Source organism: Microvirga sp. CF3016 (genome assembly GCF_036314085.1).
Lineage (GTDB): Bacteria > Pseudomonadota > Alphaproteobacteria > Rhizobiales > Beijerinckiaceae > Microvirga.
In genome coordinates, this window is record NZ_JAYGGM010000008.1 from 83,204 (window position 1) to 99,479 (window position 16,276).

The window sequence follows — 16,276 nt, forward strand, 5'->3', positions numbered from 1 at the left end:
CCATGACGCAGGCGCCGGCAATCGCGTTCGTCGATGACGTTTCCGCGCTCCATTCAATCGTTCTGGAGGGTGTGCGAGGATTCAACAAAACCCTCTTCGCCAACCATCCGCCGGGCCAGGATCTCGCCATCGCCATCCGCGACCCCGACAGCGACGAGCCTGTCGGCGGGCTCTGCGGCCGCATGAATGGCGGCTGGCTCGCCATCGAGCTGATCTTCGTGCCCGAGGTCTTCCGCGGCATGGGGCTTGCTACGCGATTGATTGCGATGGCCGAGGAGGAGGCCAAGAACAAGGGTTGCCACTCGGCCTGGATCGATACGCTCAATCCCGAGGCGCTCCGCCTCTACCAGCGCCTGGGATACGAGATCTTCGGCGAGCTCAAGGATTACCCCGTCGGCGGCAGCCGTTTCTTTCTGCAGAAGAAGCTCGCTCCCGGCGCTTGAGCGGCATCAGCGAGGCCACTCGTCCGCGAGCACGGCCCAGCGCTCGTGATCGCGCCATTCACCGTTGATCTTGAGGTAGCGTGGTGAGTAGCCCTCCTGGCGAAAGCCCAGGCGTTTGACGAGGGCGCGGGACGGGACGTTGCCGGGCTGGATGTTCGCCTCCAGCCGGTGCAGGCCGAGCTCGCCGAAGGCATACGAGACCACGAGGCTCACCGCCTCGCTCATCAGCCCCCGGCCGTTCATGCCGGCCATGCCGTAATAGCCCATATAGGCGCTCTGGAAGAAGCCGCGCACGATCTCGCTCAGATTCACCACGCCGACGATCTTGCCGCTCTCCCGCTCACGCGCGATGAGGCCGACGGAACGGTCGCCGTCGCAACGGGCGAGATAGCCGAGGAAGCTTGCGTGATCGCGACAGGGCGACACCCAGGGCTCGTGCAGGTCGATGCTCGCGAGATTGGCGGCAATCAGCTCGGCGGCATCCGAGGCGTGAACGGGACGGATCGTAACGCGTGGCAACATGGGGTTCATTCCTGCTTCAGCAACCATGGCATAGACACATCGTTGTCGTCAGCCCCTCCTCAAAACACAAGGAATGGACCATGCGAACCATCATTCTCCCCGCCTTTGCCCTTGCTCTCGGTGCAGGCTTCCTGGCCGCACCGCAAGACGCTCAGGGCCGTTTCGGCGCCGAGCAGTTGCAGGCGCCTGCGCTCGTGGACAATGTGCAGTGCGTCACCCGCCGGATCCGAACCGTGCGTCCGAACGGACGCGTGGTCTACCGCACCGTCCGGGATTGCGGCGTGCGGCCGGGTTGGGGCCGCGTCGACCGCTGCCGCACGGTGCGCGAGCGGGTGGTTCGTCCGAACGGCACCGTGGTCTATCGCACCATTCGCCGCTGCCGCTGATCGAGCTCGGCACGAAATGCAGGGCCCGGAAACACCGGGCCCTTTTTCATTCCAGCTCGCCGACAGCGCTCTCGACGGCTTCGACCACGGCGCCCGAGCGCACGAGGTCGAGTGCCTGGAGCATCTCGGTCGCGTACCACCGGTCCCCGTCGAGGGCCGGAGGGATGACGGCGCGGATCGCATCCATCGCAGCCCGCGAGCCCTTGCCCAGCGGAAAATCCTTGGCGAGCGGCTCCACGAGAGTAAGCGCCTGCGCGGCCATCAGCAATTCGCCGGCCACGATCTGCTCCACGTTCTCCACGATGGTGCGCGCCTTGCGTCCGCACCAGGTCGAATTGGAAATGTGATCCTCCGCGTTGGATTTGCCAGGGATCGAGTCCACCGATCCCGGCGTCGCAAGCCCGCGGTTCTCCATCACCAGCGCCGACATCGAGCACTGCACCGTGGCAAAGCCCGTGTTGAGGCCCCGCTTGCCCGCGAGCAGGTTGCGCGGCAATCCATAGGACATGGTGGGATCGATGAGGCGCGCGAGGCGCCGCTCGGAAATCGCCCCGAGATCGGCCATGGCGATGGCGAGAAAGTCCATGGCCTGCGCCATGTACTGGCCGTGGAAGTGACCGCCGGAGATCGACACGTAGCCGCCCTGCCCGTCATCGAAGATGAGTGGATTGTCGGTGGCGGAATTCATCTCTGTGCCGATGATGCGCTCCACGTATTCCACCGCCTCGACGGCAGGCCCATGAACCTGCGGCGTGCAGCGCAGGGAATAGACGTCCTGCACGCGAGGTGCAGCCGGCGTGCCGGGCTGGCGCGGCTCGTCGGGGAAGACGATGTCGCGCGCCGCTTGCGAGCAGCGCTTCGTGCCGTCCAGGATCCGCAGGAGGTTGCGCGCCACGCGCGACTGACCCGGATGCGGACGCGCCTTGTGCACCCGGGGATCGAAGGCCGCGAGCTCGCCGCGCATCGCCTCGAGCGACAGGCACATGGCGATGTCGGCCTGCTTCAGGAGACGACGCGCATCGTGCGTGGCGAGAGTGCCGAGCGCGAGCGACGTGGTCGAGCCGTTGATGAGGGCAGAGGCGTCCTTCGCGCCGAGCTCGAAATCGGGATCGAAGCCTGCGGCCGCGATAGCTTCGCGCGCCGGCATCCGGCGGCCGCGATAGATCATCTCGGCTTCCTCGAAGCCGCAGACCGCGCCCGCCATATGCGCAAGCGGCGCAAGATCGCCCGAGGCGCCGACGGAGCCCTTCTCGGGAATGACCGGATGCAGGCCCGCATTGAGGAAGGCGATGAGGCGCTCGACCAGCTCGACGCGCGGACCCGAATAGTTCGACGCGAAGGCATTGGCGCGCAGCAGCATCATGGCGCGGGTCACATCTTCGGCGAAGGGCTCGCCGATCCCGGTGGCATGGGCATAGACGGTCTTGCGCTGATAAGCCGCCATGTCGCTGATGAGGACGCGCTGATCCTTGAACAGGCCGACGCCGGTGTTGAAGGCATACATGAGGGGCGCATCGTCGTGCATCCAGGTGCGGTCGATGTACTCGCGCGTCGCGGCGATGCGCTCGCGCGCCTCCGGCGCCAAGGCCGCCGGAGCGAAGGTTCCCGTGCCATCGGAGCGCGCCACGCGCACCACGTCCTGAATGCCGAGAGTGGCTCCGTCGAGCTTGACCGTCATTGCTGTTCCTCACGTTGAAGAAAAAGGGATACCGAGGCTTCGAACGCGGTGCAACCATGGCTTCGGGAGCCCGTGGGTTCCGGTATCCTTCCCATCCCTGAGTTTGGTCCGGGGATGAGAGCGCTTCCGTGCGCCCTGGATCCTCCTTCGAGACGCCGCTGCGCGGCTCCTCAGGACGAGGCCAATGAGGTGTGAAGCGTGGATCACCGGATCTCGGCTGACTCTGACAACCACCACGTCATCACCGGGCTTGTCCCGGTGATCCCGATGCTGTGAAGCACCGCACCTTTCCGATCGGGATGGCTGGCACAAGGCCGGCCATGACGAGGAGGATGTCACGACGGCTGGGAGGCATGGCGCAGACGGGTTGCTGTGTGATGTCAAAGAGCCAGCACCTTGGGGCCCGCAGCTTGCGCTGCGAGCCTTGCGGATGATCGAGGGTGGCGCGAGAGGCGGCCCGGCTCGATGATGATGGTGGGAGATGGAAGAGCCGGACGGCACCTCGCGCACGGTTCTTTTCAGGCGGACCAGCTGGGACGACACCCAAGGTCGGCCTCCTGCGCTCCCAGGCGTGCGAGGCCTGCCGCAGGACCGTGCCGGCTCCCGTCACTGCGACGCCTCGCGAGCGCGCCCCTCGCAGGAACCGATCTGCACAAGGGTATAGCTCAGGTGTAATCCTGTGTCAAGAACAAAGTGAGAACATAACATCACGAGCCTTGACCATACCCTCCCACGCCATCACCGGCCTTGTGCCGGTGATGGCGATACGAAAAGCGCGGTGCTCCAAAAGATCGGGATGGCCGGGACTGATCCCCGGATCAAGTCCGGGGACGACCATGACGTGGGATAGGCTGGCAGAGACAGAGCACAACGAAAAGGCCTCGGGCATTGCCCGAGGCCTGAAATGCTCCACGACGATATAGCGAGATCAGATCTTGCCGAGTCGCTTCGTGGTCTGCGGATCGAACAGATGGACGTTGGCAGGATCGACCGCCAGCGTGAGCTTGCGGGTGTCCGCCGGAAGCTGGCCGGTGGAGGCCTGCACGACGAACTCGGCGCCAGCCACCTTGCCGTGGAAGAGCTGGGTGGCGCCGAGCTCCTCGACGAAGTCCACGTCCATGGACAGCGAACTCGTGCCGGTGCCGCCGGCCTGCACGTCCTCAGGACGCAGGCCCACCTCGACGGCCGAGCCGGGGGCGAGGCCCTCGCGCATATCCGTGACCGCAATGGACTGCCCCCCGACCGACACCCGGCCCGGACCCTCGACCTGGCCGGGCAGGATATTCATGGGCGGCGAACCGATGAAGGTGGCCACGAACCGGGTCTCGGGGCGGCGATAAACCTCGGACGGGCTGCCGACCTGCTCGATCTGGCCGCCGGACATCACCACGAGCTTGTCGGAGAGCGTCATCGCCTCGACCTGATCATGGGTCACGTAGATCGACGTGACGCCGAGAGCCCTCTGCAGGCGCTTGATCTCGACGCGCATCTGCACGCGCAGCTTGGCATCGAGGTTCGAGAGCGGCTCGTCGAAGAGGAACACCTGGGGCTTGCGCACGATGGCGCGGCCCATGGCGACACGCTGGCGCTGACCGCCGGAGAGCTGGCGCGGCTTGCGGGCGAGGAAGGATTCGATGGCCAGGATGCGAGCCGCTTCCTTCACGCGCTTCTCGATCTCGTCCTTGGGCGTGCCGCGGTTCTTCAGGCCGTAGGCCATGTTGTCGTAGACGGTCATATGCGGATAGAGCGCATAGTTCTGGAACACCATGGCGATGTCGCGATCGGCCGGCTCGATCTTGTTCACGACCCGGTCGCCGATCTTCACCTCGCCGCCGGAAATCGTCTCGAGGCCCGCGATCATGCGAAGCAACGTGGACTTGCCGCAGCCGGACGGGCCGACGAGCACACAAAAGGAGCCGTCCTCGATGCCGAGCGACACGCCCTTCACGGCTTCCACATTGCCCGCATAGACCTTCCTGACGGTATCGAGCGTTACCCCTGCCATCGTTCTGTTCCTTTTAACCCCTGCCCGCACCGCCTGAGGGCAGCGGGCGACAATTTCGGTACGTGAGAGAAGCGCTCCCCGATTTTCACAGGGAGAGTCGAGCGCGATCCGCGTCACTTCTCCGTTTCGACAAGACCCTTCACGAAGAGCCGCTGCATGAAGATCACTACGAGCACCGGCGGCAGCATGGCGAGCACAGCCGTGGTCATCGCGATCTGCCACTCGGTGAGTGCATCCGTCGTCGTGATCATTTTCTTGATGCCGATGACGATGGTCTGCATGGAGCTCTTGGTGGTGATCAGCAGCGGCCAGAGGTACTGGTTCCAGCCGTAGATGAACTGGATCACGAAGAGTGCCGCGATCGTCGTCATGGAGAGCGGAAGCAGCGTGTCCTTGAAGAACCGGAATGCTCCCGCGCCGTCGATCTTGGAGGCTTCGAGCAGCTCGTCCGGGATCGTCATGAAGAACTGCCGGAAGAGCAGCGTGCCGGTGGCCGATGCGATGAGCGGCAGGATGAGGCCCGTATAGGTATCGAGCAGCCCGAGATCCGCGACGATCTTGTAGGTGGGGTAGATGCGCACCTCCACCGGCAGCATGAGAGTGATGAAGATGATCCAGAAGGCCGTCTTGCGGAACGGGAACTTGAAATACACCACCGCATAGGCCGACAGGATCGAGATCAGGATTTTGCCGATGGCGATGCCCATGGCCATGATCATAGAATTGAGCATCATGCCGCCCACAGGCTCGCGCGCATGCACACCGCCGTAGAACAGCGCCCGCGGGTAGTTCACGCCTGCCTGATCGCCCGGCAGGAGCGGCATGTTGCCATTGATGATGGTGGCGGCGTCGAAGGTCGAGGCCATGATCGCCAGATAGACCGGGAAGGCCACGACGACGACCCCGACAGCGAGCGTCAGATAGGCCATGAATTGGGCGAAGGGACGATTCTCGACCATCAGTACTGCACCTTGCGCTCGACATAGCGGAACTGGATGGCGGTGAGCGCGATCACGATGATCATCAGGATCACCGACTGCGCGGCTGAACCGCCGAGATCGCCGCCGAGGCGGCCATCCGCATAGACCTTGTAGACGAGAGTGGTGGTCTGGCCGGCCGGACCGCCGCCCGTCACCGCATCGATGATGCCGAAGGTTTCGAAGAACACGTAGACGATCGTAACCACGATCAAGAAGAACGTGGTCGGCGACAGGAGCGGGAACACCACCGTCCAGAAACGCCGCATCGGGCCTGCGCCGTCGATGGCCGCGGCCTCGATCACGCTCTTGGGAATGGCCTGGAGGCCGGCCAGGAAGAACAGGAAGTTGTAGCTGATCTGCTTCCAGGTGGCCGAGAGCACCAGAAGCGCCATGGCATGGTTGCCGTTGAGCATGGGATTCCAGTTGATGCCCAGCGCATTGATCGGGCGCGACAGGGTGCCAAGCGTCGGGTGAAACATGAAGATCCACAGCACGCCCGCGATAGCCGGAGCGACGGCATAAGGCCAGATCAGCAGGGTCTTGAAGGCATGGCCGGCGCGAATGTTCTTGTCGGCTTGCGTCGCGAGCAGCAGGGCACAGGCGAGCGAGAAGAAGGCCACGAAGGAGGAAAAGATCACGGTCGTGACCATGGCCCGGTAATATTCGGGCTGCTCGAACAATCCGACGTAATTCTCGAACCCGACGAATTCGGAGGAGAGGCCGAAGGCGTCCTCGCGCAGGAAGGATTGCCAGATCGCCTGCGAGGCCGGCCAGTAGAAGAAGACGACGGTGATCGCCATCTGCGGAAGGATCAGCAGGAGCGGCAGCGTCCAACCTGAAAAAAGAGCTCGTTTTTCCATCGCGATTACGGTTGTCCGGGGATGGCTGGCAGATGACGGCGGCAACCGGTCTGCGAAGGTGATCTATGAGATCATCCCGGGCAGCCTCTGAGCAGCCCGGGATGACAACTTGCGCGGATCAGATCAGCTTAGCGGACGGTACGCTCGAACTGACGCAGGATCTGGTTGCTGCGGGTCACGGCCGTATCGAGGGCGTCCTTCGCGGGCTTCTGACCGGCGAGAGCGGCCTCGATCTCCTCCGAGATCACGTCGCGGATCTGGACCATGTTGCCGAAGCGCAGGCCGCGGGAATTCTCGGTCGGCTCCTTGTTGGTCAGCTCCAGCAACGGAGTCTGGAGGACCGGGTTCTTCTCATAGAAGCCCGAGGCCTTGGTCTTCTCGTAAGCAGCCTTGGTGATCGGAAGGTAGCCCGATTCCTGGTGCAGCTTGGCCTGACGGTCCGTGTCGGACAGGAAGGCGAAGAACTTGGCGACGCCCTTGTACTCTTCAGGCTTCTTGCCGCCCATGACCCAGAGCGAAGCACCGCCGATGATCGAGTTCTGCGGGGCGCCCTGCACGTCCGGGTAATACGGCATCGGCACGGACGTGAAGTCGAACTTCGCGTTGGCCTTCACGTTGCCGTAGAAGCCCGAGGAGGTGAGGAAGATCGCGCATTCGCCGGAGGTGAAGCGGCCCTCGCTCTTCGAGTCGCGGCCGGAATAGTCGTAGGTCTTGTCCTTCTGCAGATCGATGAGGTTCTGCAGGTGCTTCACGTGCGCCGGGGAGTTGAACTTCATCTCCGTGTCGAAGCCGTCGAGACCATTGGCCTTGGTAGCCATCGGGAGGTTGTGCCAGGCCGAGAACTGCTCGATATGGGCCCAGGACGCCCAGGCGTTCGAGAAGCCGCAGGTGTCATGGCCGGCAGCCTTGAGCTTCTTGGCGGCGTCGAACACCTGAGGCCAGGTCTTCGGAATCTCGTTGACGCCCGCCTTCTTCAGCTCGTCCTTGTTGATCCACATGACCATCGAGGAGGAGTTGAACGGAAACGAGAGCATCTCGCCCTTCGCCGTGGAGTAATAGCCGGTGATCGCCGGGAGATAGGCCTGCGGATCGAACTTCTCGCCCGCTTCCTTCATCATCTCGTGCACCGGCTTGATCGCCCCGCGGGCACCCATCATGGTCGCCGTGCCGACTTCGAACACCTGCAGGATGTGGGGAGCGCCACCGGCACGGAACGCCGCGATGCCGGCGTTCAGGGTATCGGGATACTGACCCTTGTAGCTGACGACCACCTTGTATTCGTTCTGGGATTTGTTGAACTCGTCCGCCAGCCGGTTGACGACGTCATTGTTGGCGCCGGTCATGGCGTGCCACCACTGGATCTCGGTCTGGGCAAAGGCGGAGGTGCTCGTCGCCAGGCCGAGGGCCAGGGCGCCGAGAAGGGACTTCTTCATCATAGTGTTCTCTCCCATGTCATCCCGTCGGGGACGTTCTTGTCGTTCATCATCCCTGCATAAAGGCCGGATGACGTTTCTATGACGAAAACATGACAATCATAGCCGGCTCCAAAATGGAAGCCCTTTCATCCAAAAGACTTAACGGCCGTCTTGGGGAACAGCTCGGAACGCCTCTTCGTTGAGAGAGTAACCTAACGGAAGAGACCCATGCCCCAGATGATCGCAGCCCTGTTCAGGGATCCGGCCCAAGCCAGCCAAGCCCTTCAGTCCTTGTTGCAGATGGATATCGCCCAGAACCGGATTGTCGCCGTCGGCAATGCCGAGGGCCGCGAGATCTCCTCGATCTCCGGCTTCCGCAGCCTGTCGGCCCGGGACGAATCTATGGAAGCGCTGCACGACCTGAATCTTCCGGAATCCGACAAACGTATCTTCGAGCAGGGTCTCCACAGGCACTGCACCCTGATCGCCGCTCAGGTCGACCGGGACAATATGGAGGAAGCCGTGCGGGTCCTGGAGATGTTCGACCCGGTCGACCTCGACAGTAGCAGTCGGGAATGGCTGCAGGAGAGCGGGTCCGACCGACCGGGGGCCGATGCGGGCGCGCCTCTCGGCGCCGGGATCACCGGCGGCTCGGGCGCCGGAACGACCACCACCAGCACCCTGCCCGGCATGGGTCTGATGGCGGAAGGCGCGGACGATCTCGGCACCACGGATCTGAGAACGGACGAGTTTGCTCAGACCAATCAGGGATCAAGCTCGACGGTCGGCACCGGCTCGCGCCGCAGCGACGAGCGGGCCGACCGGGAAGGCGTCAACGAACTTGCCGTCGACACGCGGCCCGATCCTGATCAGCCCGGCTTGATGCAGCGCCACATGAACCGGGGCGGCCGGGTCTGGGCCTACCGCACCTCCGACGAGATGGGTCTTTAGATGACGTTCCGCTCGAGCAGCGGACGGTTGGCGAGCACGCGCTCGTAGCCGAGCTCGGACAGATCGAGGGTGCGGTAGCCGCCGTGGACGATCAGCTCGGCCAGACCCCGACCCACCGCCGGGGCCTGCTGCAGGCCATGGCCCGAGAAGCCGTTGCACAGGTAGAAATTCCTGAAAGCGCCGGCCTGCCCGATGATGGCATTGTGATCGAGCAGGCTCATGTCGTAGGGCCCCGACCAGGCACGGCCCGGCTTGATCGCCTCGAAGGCCGGCACGCGGTGCGCCAGGCTCGGCCAGATGAACTCCTCGAAGAAGGAATGGTCGATCTCCTGGCTGGCCGGATCCTCGTCGAACCAGTCGGGATCGAGATCCGCCTCCGGCGAGGCGCCGCAGATGAAATGCCCGTCCCCTTCCGGCCGCACATAGGCGCCCGACGTGTCGATGAGCAGCGGGCAGTTCTCGACCTTCTCCCGGCATGAGAAGGTGAAGACGTAGCGGCGCTTGGCCTGGACCGGAATGTTGAGCCCTGCCATGGCCGCCAGGGCGCGTCCGCCGGAACCGGCGCAGTTGACGAGCGCCCCGCAGGCGATCCGCGTGCCGTCCTTCAGCCGCACGGCGACGATCGCGTTGCCGTCCCGCTCGACCTCGGCCACCTCGCCCTTCACGTATTCGGCGCCGAGCGCACGGGCCTTCTTGCGGAAGGCCTGGAGCAGACCCCAACCGTCGAACCAGCCCTCGCCCGAGCGACCCCAAGTGCCGGCCGCGAGATCCTCCACGTTGAGCCAGGGGAAGCGCTCCTTCAGCGCATCCGGCTTCAGGAACAGGATGTCCGCGCCCTCGGCGGCCTGCAGCGCCTGGTTCTCGGCCAGGATCGTCGCGCCGGCCTCCGATGCGCAGTAGAGATAGCCGCCTTCCTTCAGCCCGATCTCCGGCCGCTCGCCCTCGACCTCGAGGCGATCGCCGATGCTGCGCAGGAACGCGATGCCATAGAGCGAGATGCGGATGTTCACTGCGCTTGAATATTGCTGGCGGATCGAAGCCGCCGAGAGGGCTGAAGCCGAGAGCTGGTACGTCGGATCCTTCTCGATGACGACAACGCGTCCCTTGAAGCCGGAATCGGCGAGCAGATGATAGGCCGTGGAGGAGCCCATGACGGCGCCGCCGACGATCACGACATCGGCTGAAGGAGAGGCTAAAAAGGTCATCGTTCGAATTTCGTTGAGAGGATGATGGAGGATTGCGTGCGCTCCACGCCTTCGAGCGCGCCGATCCTGTCGATGGCAGCGTCCAAGGAGGGAACGTCCTCAGCCTCTACCACCGCCAGGAGATCGAAGACACCCGCGACGGAATGAAGCGCGCGCAATTCAGGCATGCGCTGCAGCGCGGAGACGACCCCGCCCGACGCCTTGGGCGCCACCACGATGGTCACGTGCGCCCGCACCATGCGGCTCGCGACCTCCTCCGCGAGCCTTAAGGTATAGCCGGCGATCACGCCCCGGCGTTCCAGGCTTTCGACCCGCGCCTGCACCGTCGTGCGGGACAGCCTGAGGCGGCGTGCTGCCTCCGCGTGGCCGATCCGGGCATTCTCCCGCAGGAGTGCAATCAAGGCACGATCCGTCGCGTCGAGCATCACTATGACCAATCACAATGGCATTATGCCGAAAAGTACTCGGCTTTTCGTCAGTTTGTCTATGGCGCTTTGCATGGCTTTGCCGTTTTCTCGCGGGACCACAGGGAGATTTCCATGCACTCGATCCTCGTCATCGGCGCCGGCAAGATCGGCTCCACCATTGTCGACATGCTTCATGAGACCGGCGACTATGACGTCACCGTCGCGGACGCGTCCGCCGCCGCCCTCGACGCGGTCGCCAAGGATGGCGTCAAGACGATCCAGCTCGACTTCAATGACGCGGTTGCCCTGCAGAACGCCCTCAAGAGCCATTATGCGGTCTTGAGCGCCGCGCCCTATCACCTGACCGGCCACGTGGCCCAGGCGGCGCGCCTTGCCGACGTCAACTATTTCGACCTGACCGAGGACGTCGCCACCACGCGCATGGTGAAGGAACTGGCGGAAGGCGCCACGACGGCCTTCATTCCGCAATGCGGCCTTGCTCCCGGCTTCATCTCCATCGTGGCGCATGACATCGCGAGCCGCTTCGACAAGCTCGACACCGTGCGCCTGCGCGTCGGCGCGCTGCCGCAATATCCTTCGAATGCCCTGTCCTACAATCTCACCTGGAGCACGGACGGCGTCATCAACGAGTATATCGAACGCTGCGAAGCGGTGGTCGACGGCCGCTTGCGCGAGGTCCCGGCCATGGAGGAGCTTGAGGAATTCTCCCTCGATGGCACCCGCTACGAGGCCTTCAACACCTCCGGCGGCCTCGGCACCCTGTGCGAGACCCTCGAAGGCAAGGTGCGCAACCTGAACTACAAGACCATCCGCTATCCCGGCCATTGCGCCCTCATGCGGGTGCTCCTCAATGACCTTCAGCTGCGCAACCGCCGCGAGGTCCTGAAGGACATCCTGGAGAACGCGGTTCCGGCCACCATGCAGGACATGGTCATCGTCTTCGTGACCGTGACCGGCGAGCGCGGCGGCCGCTACGTGCAGGAGACTTATGCCCGCAGCATCTACGGCCAGAAGGTAGCAGGCATCCAGCGCACCGCGATCCAGGTAACCACCGCTGCCGGCATCTGCGCCATGCTCGACCTGCTGGTCGCGGGCAGGCTGCCGAAGCAGGGTTTCGTGCGCCAGGAGGAGATCGATCTCGACGGCTTCCTGGCCAACCGATTCGGCCGCGTCTATGCGGGCGAACGTCTGGACGAGAGCCACGAGCCGGCAGTCAAGAATATCCGCCTCGACACGGCGGCATGACGAGAAGGACTATGCTCCCGCTTCGCCAGAAGCGGGAGCATTCCAAGTTCTTGACCAAACCGCATGACCCTATTCGGGAAAAGCAGTTCCCAGGCTTCCCGGTCATGCATTAAGACGGTGGCATGAAAGCCGCCGTCGTTTCGTTTCGACGACAAGCGAGGGTGGCGGGCTTCTCACGGAAGCCTCAAGCCCGCATCGAGGGAGATCCAACATGACCGCGAGCCTGAAACCCGTATCCTCCGCGCCCGCCTCCGTTGCGGACGAGGCCCGCGCCATTCTCGCACGCCTCGGCGTGCCGGAGAGCGCCTTCGCGTCCACCGGCCGTCCGGCCCGCTCGCCCATCACCGGCGAGGTGATCGCCCATGTGCGCGAGACCACACCGGAGGAGGCCAAGGCCGCCATCGGCCGGGCGGACGCCGCCTTCAAGGCCTGGCGCAAGGTTCCGGCGCCGAAGCGCGGCGAGTTCATCCGCCTCCTCGGCGAGGAACTGCGCGCTACGAAGGAGGATCTTGGCCGCCTCGTGACCCTGGAGGCCGGCAAGATCGTCTCCGAGGGCCTCGGCGAAGTGCAGGAAATGATCGACATCTGCGACTTCGCCGTTGGTCTGTCGCGTCAGCTCTACGGTCTCACCATCGCGACCGAGCGCGCCGATCACCGCATGATGGAGACTTGGCATCCGCTCGGCGTCTGCGGCGTGATCTCCGCCTTCAACTTCCCCGTGGCAGTGTGGTCCTGGAACGCGGCGCTCGCCCTCGTATGCGGCGACAGCGTGGTGTGGAAGCCCTCCGAGAAGACCCTGCTCACGGCTCTCGCCACGCACGCCATCGTCGAGCGTGCCGCCAAGCGCTTCGGCGGCGTGCCGGAAGGCCTCTGCGAAGTGCTGCTGGGCGGCCGTGAGATCGGCGAGATCCTTGTCGAGGATCATCGCGTGCCGGTTCTTTCGGCCACCGGTTCGACCGCCATGGGTCGCCAGGTCGGCCCGAAGCTCGCCGAGCGCTTTGCCCGCGCGATCCTTGAGCTCGGCGGCAACAACGCCGCCATCGTGGCTCCCTCGGCAGACCTCGATCTCGCGCTCCGCGGCATCGCCTTCGCCGCCATGGGCACGGCGGGCCAGCGCTGCACGACCCTGCGCCGCCTCTTCGTGCACGAGAGCGTCTACGATCAGCTCGTGCCGCGTCTCGTGAAGGTTTATGGCAGCGTGAAGATCGGCGATCCGCGTGTGGAAGGAACGCTCGTCGGCCCGCTGATCGACAAGGCAGCGTTCGACGGCATGGAGCGCGCCCTCGACGAGGCTCGCGCGGCCGGCGGCAAGGTGCACGGCGGCGGACGGTACACGGATGTGGCCAATGGGGGCTTCTATGCCCGTCCGGCGCTGGTCGAGATGCCGAGCCAGACCGGTCCGGTGCTGCGCGAGACCTTCGCGCCGATCCTCTATGTGATGCGTTACGCGGACTTCGACGAGGTGATCGAGCTTCATAACGCGGTCGGCGCCGGCCTCTCCTCCTCGATCTTCACCCTCAACCTGCGCGAGGCGGAAGCCTTCGTGTCGGCCGCGGGTTCGGATTGCGGCATCGCCAACGTCAACATCGGCCCCTCGGGCGCCGAGATCGGCGGCGCGTTCGGCGGCGAGAAGGAAACCGGCGGCGGCCGCGAGTCGGGCTCGGATGCCTGGAAGGCCTATATGCGCCGCGCCACCAACACGATCAATTACGGATCGACGCTTCCGCTTGCGCAGGGCGTCAAGTTTGACGTCGACGCCTGATCGTTGCACGCTCAATGAACGGAGGGCCGATGCCCTCCGTTTTGCTATCTGACCTTTTAACAATGCGAGCCTTCCATGACAGCGACCTCCCGCACCGGCGGCCAGATTCTTGTCGATCAGCTTCTCATCCACGGAGTCGATCACATCTTCTGCGTTCCGGGCGAGAGCTACCTGGCCGCGCTGGATGCGCTGCATGATGCAAACATCAACGTGACCGTGTGCCGCCAGGAAGGCGGCGCCGCCATGATGGCCGAGGCCTACGGCAAGCTCACCGGGCGCCCCGGCATCTGCTTCGTGACCCGTGGCCCCGGGGCCACCAACGCCTCGCCGGGCATCCACATCGCCAAGCAGGATTCTACGCCGATGATCCTGTTTGTCGGCCAGATCGAGCGCGGCATGCGCGAGCGCGAGGCGTTCCAGGAGCTCGACTACCGCGCCGCCTTCGGACCGCTCGCCAAATGGGCCACGGAAGTGGACGATCCGGCGCGTTTTCCGGAGATCGTCTCCCGCGCGTTCCATGTGGCGACGTCGGGCCGTCCCGGCCCTGTCGTGATCGCGCTGCCGGAGGATGTGCTCACCGAAATGGCGCAGGTCGCCGACGCGCCGCGCTATCAGATCATCGAGACGCATCCGGGTCTCACGCAGATGGCGGAGCTGCAGAAGCTGCTGCATGGTGCGAAGAAGCCGGTCGCGCTGCTCGGCGGCAGCCGCTGGTCCGAGGTTGCCGTGCAGCGTTTCGTGCGCTTTGCCGAGCGCTTCGAGCTGCCGGTCGCCTGCACCTTCCGTCGCCAGATGCTGTTTCCCGCCGATCATGCGTCCTATGTCGGCGATCTCGGTCTCGGCGTGAACCCGAAGCTGCTCGCGCGCATCAAGGAAGCCGACCTCGTCCTGCTCGTCGGCGGACGCCTCTCCGAGGTACCGAGCCAGGCCTATACGCTCCTCGATATTCCCGAGCCCCGGCAGACGCTGGTGCACATCCATCCGGACCCGAGCGAGCTCGGCCGGGTTTATGCGCCGCATCTCGCCATCAACGCCTCGCCGGTCGCCTTCACGGCAGCGTTGGAAGGCGTGCATCCGCCGGCCTCGCTCCCCTGGAGCGAGGGCACGAAAACAGCCCATGCGGACTATCTGGCCTGGAGCGATCCGAGCACGATCCGCACCGCCGGCGGCCTGCAGATGGGCGAGGTGATGGCGCACCTGCGCAAGGTCATGCCGTCCGACACGATCTTCTGCAACGGCGCCGGCAACTTCGCCACCTGGATTCACCGCTTCTGGCCCTTCCGCGAATTCGGCACGCAGCTTGCGCCCACATCCGGCTCCATGGGCTACGGCGTGCCCGCCGCGGTCGGCGCCAAGCGCGTCCGCCCCGACAGCCCCGTGGTGGTGTTCGCCGGGGACGGCGACTTCCTCATGAACGGTCAGGAATTCGCCACCGCCGTGCAGTACGACCTGCCGATCCTCGTGATCCTGCTCGACAACGGCATGTACGGCACGATCCGCATGCACCAGGAGCGGGAATATCCCGGCCGCGTTTCGGCCACGATGCTGAAGAACCCGGATTTCGCCGCCTATGCCAAGGCTTTCGGCGGCTATGGCGAGCGCGTGATGACCACAGAGGAATTCGGCCCGGCCCTGCAGCGGGCGCTCACCTCCAGCAAGCCGGCGCTCCTGCACTGCATCATCGACCCGGAAGTGATCACGCCGACCATGTCGCTCACGGCCATTCGCGAGAAGGCGCTGGCGGGGAAGAAGTAGTCGCGGGACGAGCTTCGGCCAGGAACAAGAAAGGCGCTACGGTGATCGTAGCGCCTTTTCCCATCAGTGCCTGCTGCTTCGGCTCATACGGTCGCGAAAGCCTCGCTCGCCGGCTTGACCCTGATCACGGCCTCTCCGGCATCGAAACCATCGAGCAGGGCGTTGTGGTGATCCACAATCTGCTCGACAGTCAGTGACGGCATGTCGGCCGTCGTGTGCGCATCGGCCACGAGCGTCACGTCGTATCCTAGGCTCACGGCGCGGCGGCAAGTGGTATCGACGCAATACTGGGTCATGAGACCGGCGACCACGAGATGGCTGATCCCATGCTCGGACAATACGGTCTGCAGATCCGTCTCATAGAACGAGTCGCAGGCCGTCTTGCTGACGATGATGTCGCCCGCGATCCTGCCCAGATCCTCGCAGATCTCCCAGCCGGGCGTGCCCGCCTCGAGGCGATGTCCGGGCTCTCCCGCATGTTGGACGAAGACGATTGGGGCGCCTTCACGCCGGGCTTCGCTCACAAGGCTGGAGATCCGGCGACGCACCTCGTCGAAGCGCTGCCTCACGGCAGGGCGTTCGGCTCCTTTGGCGGGAAGAATTCCCGCCTGCACGTCGATGACGACAAGAGCTTTCGACAT

Annotated in this window: 15 protein-coding genes; 6 read left to right on the forward strand and 9 right to left on the reverse strand. The window is 64.6% G+C overall.

The features are described from left to right. Positions 1-2 precede the first annotated feature (2 nt). A complete protein-coding gene (locus VB672_RS13455; protein WP_329784706.1) occupies positions 3-443 on the forward strand; it encodes a GNAT family N-acetyltransferase in 441 nt (146 codons plus the stop codon). 6 nt (positions 444-449) lie between these two features. On the opposite strand, the gene VB672_RS13460 is transcribed toward VB672_RS13455, so the two are convergent. Then, positions 450-965 (reverse strand): GNAT family N-acetyltransferase, encoded by a 516-nt coding sequence (locus tag VB672_RS13460; RefSeq protein ID WP_329784707.1) that lies wholly within the window; start codon positions 963-965, stop codon positions 450-452. 80 nt (positions 966-1,045) lie between these two features. Here VB672_RS13460 and VB672_RS13465 point away from each other — a divergent pair, with 80 nt between their 5' ends. Next, positions 1,046-1,351 (forward strand): hypothetical protein, encoded by a 306-nt coding sequence (locus tag VB672_RS13465; protein ID WP_329784708.1) that lies wholly within the window; start codon positions 1,046-1,048, stop codon positions 1,349-1,351. Between the two features lie 46 nt (positions 1,352-1,397). Here VB672_RS13465 and VB672_RS13470 read toward each other — a convergent pair whose 3' ends face one another. The 5 genes from VB672_RS13470 to ugpB all read right to left on the reverse strand — a co-directional run bounded on the left by VB672_RS13470 (position 1,398) and on the right by ugpB (position 8,310). After that, a complete protein-coding gene (locus tag VB672_RS13470) occupies positions 1,398-3,029 on the reverse strand; it encodes an HAL/PAL/TAL family ammonia-lyase (RefSeq protein WP_329784709.1) in 1,632 nt (543 codons plus the stop codon). A 928-nt stretch (positions 3,030-3,957) separates the two neighbouring features. Further along, positions 3,958-5,034, reverse strand: a complete 1,077-nt coding sequence (locus VB672_RS13475; RefSeq protein WP_329784710.1) for a sn-glycerol-3-phosphate import ATP-binding protein UgpC — start codon at positions 5,032-5,034, stop codon at positions 3,958-3,960. Between the two features lie 113 nt (positions 5,035-5,147). Then, on the reverse strand, positions 5,148-5,993 hold the full coding sequence (gene ugpE / locus VB672_RS13480) for a sn-glycerol-3-phosphate ABC transporter permease UgpE (RefSeq protein ID WP_329784711.1): 846 nt from the start codon (positions 5,991-5,993) through the stop codon (positions 5,148-5,150). Next, positions 5,993-6,874: a sn-glycerol-3-phosphate ABC transporter permease UgpA gene (ugpA, locus tag VB672_RS13485; protein WP_329784712.1), complete on the reverse strand. Its 882-nt coding sequence runs from the start codon at positions 6,872-6,874 to the stop codon at positions 5,993-5,995. Before ugpA ends, ugpE begins: the two co-directional genes overlap by 1 nt. Positions 6,875-7,002: 128 nt before the next feature. Continuing rightward, positions 7,003-8,310 (reverse strand): sn-glycerol-3-phosphate ABC transporter substrate-binding protein UgpB, encoded by a 1,308-nt coding sequence (gene ugpB / locus VB672_RS13490; RefSeq protein ID WP_329784713.1) that lies wholly within the window; start codon positions 8,308-8,310, stop codon positions 7,003-7,005. Between the two features lie 207 nt (positions 8,311-8,517). Between ugpB and VB672_RS13495 the strand changes: the two genes are divergently transcribed. Further along, positions 8,518-9,240 (forward strand): hypothetical protein, encoded by a 723-nt coding sequence (locus tag VB672_RS13495; protein ID WP_329784714.1) that lies wholly within the window; start codon positions 8,518-8,520, stop codon positions 9,238-9,240. On the opposite strand, the gene VB672_RS13500 is transcribed toward VB672_RS13495, so the two are convergent. Both VB672_RS13500 and VB672_RS13505 read right to left on the reverse strand, forming a co-directional pair. Beyond that, complete coding sequence (locus tag VB672_RS13500; RefSeq protein ID WP_329784715.1) at positions 9,237-10,445, reverse strand: NAD(P)/FAD-dependent oxidoreductase; 1,209 nt, start codon at positions 10,443-10,445, stop codon at positions 9,237-9,239. The two genes, VB672_RS13495 and VB672_RS13500, sit on opposite strands and share 4 nt — an antisense overlap. Continuing rightward, a complete protein-coding gene (locus tag VB672_RS13505; RefSeq protein WP_329784716.1) occupies positions 10,442-10,870 on the reverse strand; it encodes an Lrp/AsnC family transcriptional regulator in 429 nt (142 codons plus the stop codon). Before VB672_RS13505 ends, VB672_RS13500 begins: the two co-directional genes overlap by 4 nt. Positions 10,871-10,984: 114 nt before the next feature. Here VB672_RS13505 and VB672_RS13510 point away from each other — a divergent pair, with 114 nt between their 5' ends. The 3 genes from VB672_RS13510 to VB672_RS13520 all read left to right on the forward strand — a co-directional run bounded on the left by VB672_RS13510 (position 10,985) and on the right by VB672_RS13520 (position 15,635). After that, a complete protein-coding gene (locus VB672_RS13510) occupies positions 10,985-12,118 on the forward strand; it encodes a saccharopine dehydrogenase family protein (protein WP_329784717.1) in 1,134 nt (377 codons plus the stop codon). 211 nt (positions 12,119-12,329) lie between these two features. Further along, positions 12,330-13,880: an L-piperidine-6-carboxylate dehydrogenase gene (amaB, locus tag VB672_RS13515; protein ID WP_329784718.1), complete on the forward strand. Its 1,551-nt coding sequence runs from the start codon at positions 12,330-12,332 to the stop codon at positions 13,878-13,880. Positions 13,881-13,955: 75 nt separating this feature from the next. After that, positions 13,956-15,635, forward strand: a complete 1,680-nt coding sequence (locus tag VB672_RS13520; protein WP_329784719.1) for a thiamine pyrophosphate-binding protein — start codon at positions 13,956-13,958, stop codon at positions 15,633-15,635. Positions 15,636-15,718: 83 nt separating this feature from the next. Here the strand turns inward: VB672_RS13520 and VB672_RS13525 are convergent, their stop codons facing one another. Then, positions 15,719-16,276, reverse strand: coding sequence for a cysteine hydrolase family protein (locus VB672_RS13525; RefSeq protein WP_329784720.1), 558 nt, complete (start codon positions 16,274-16,276; stop codon positions 15,719-15,721).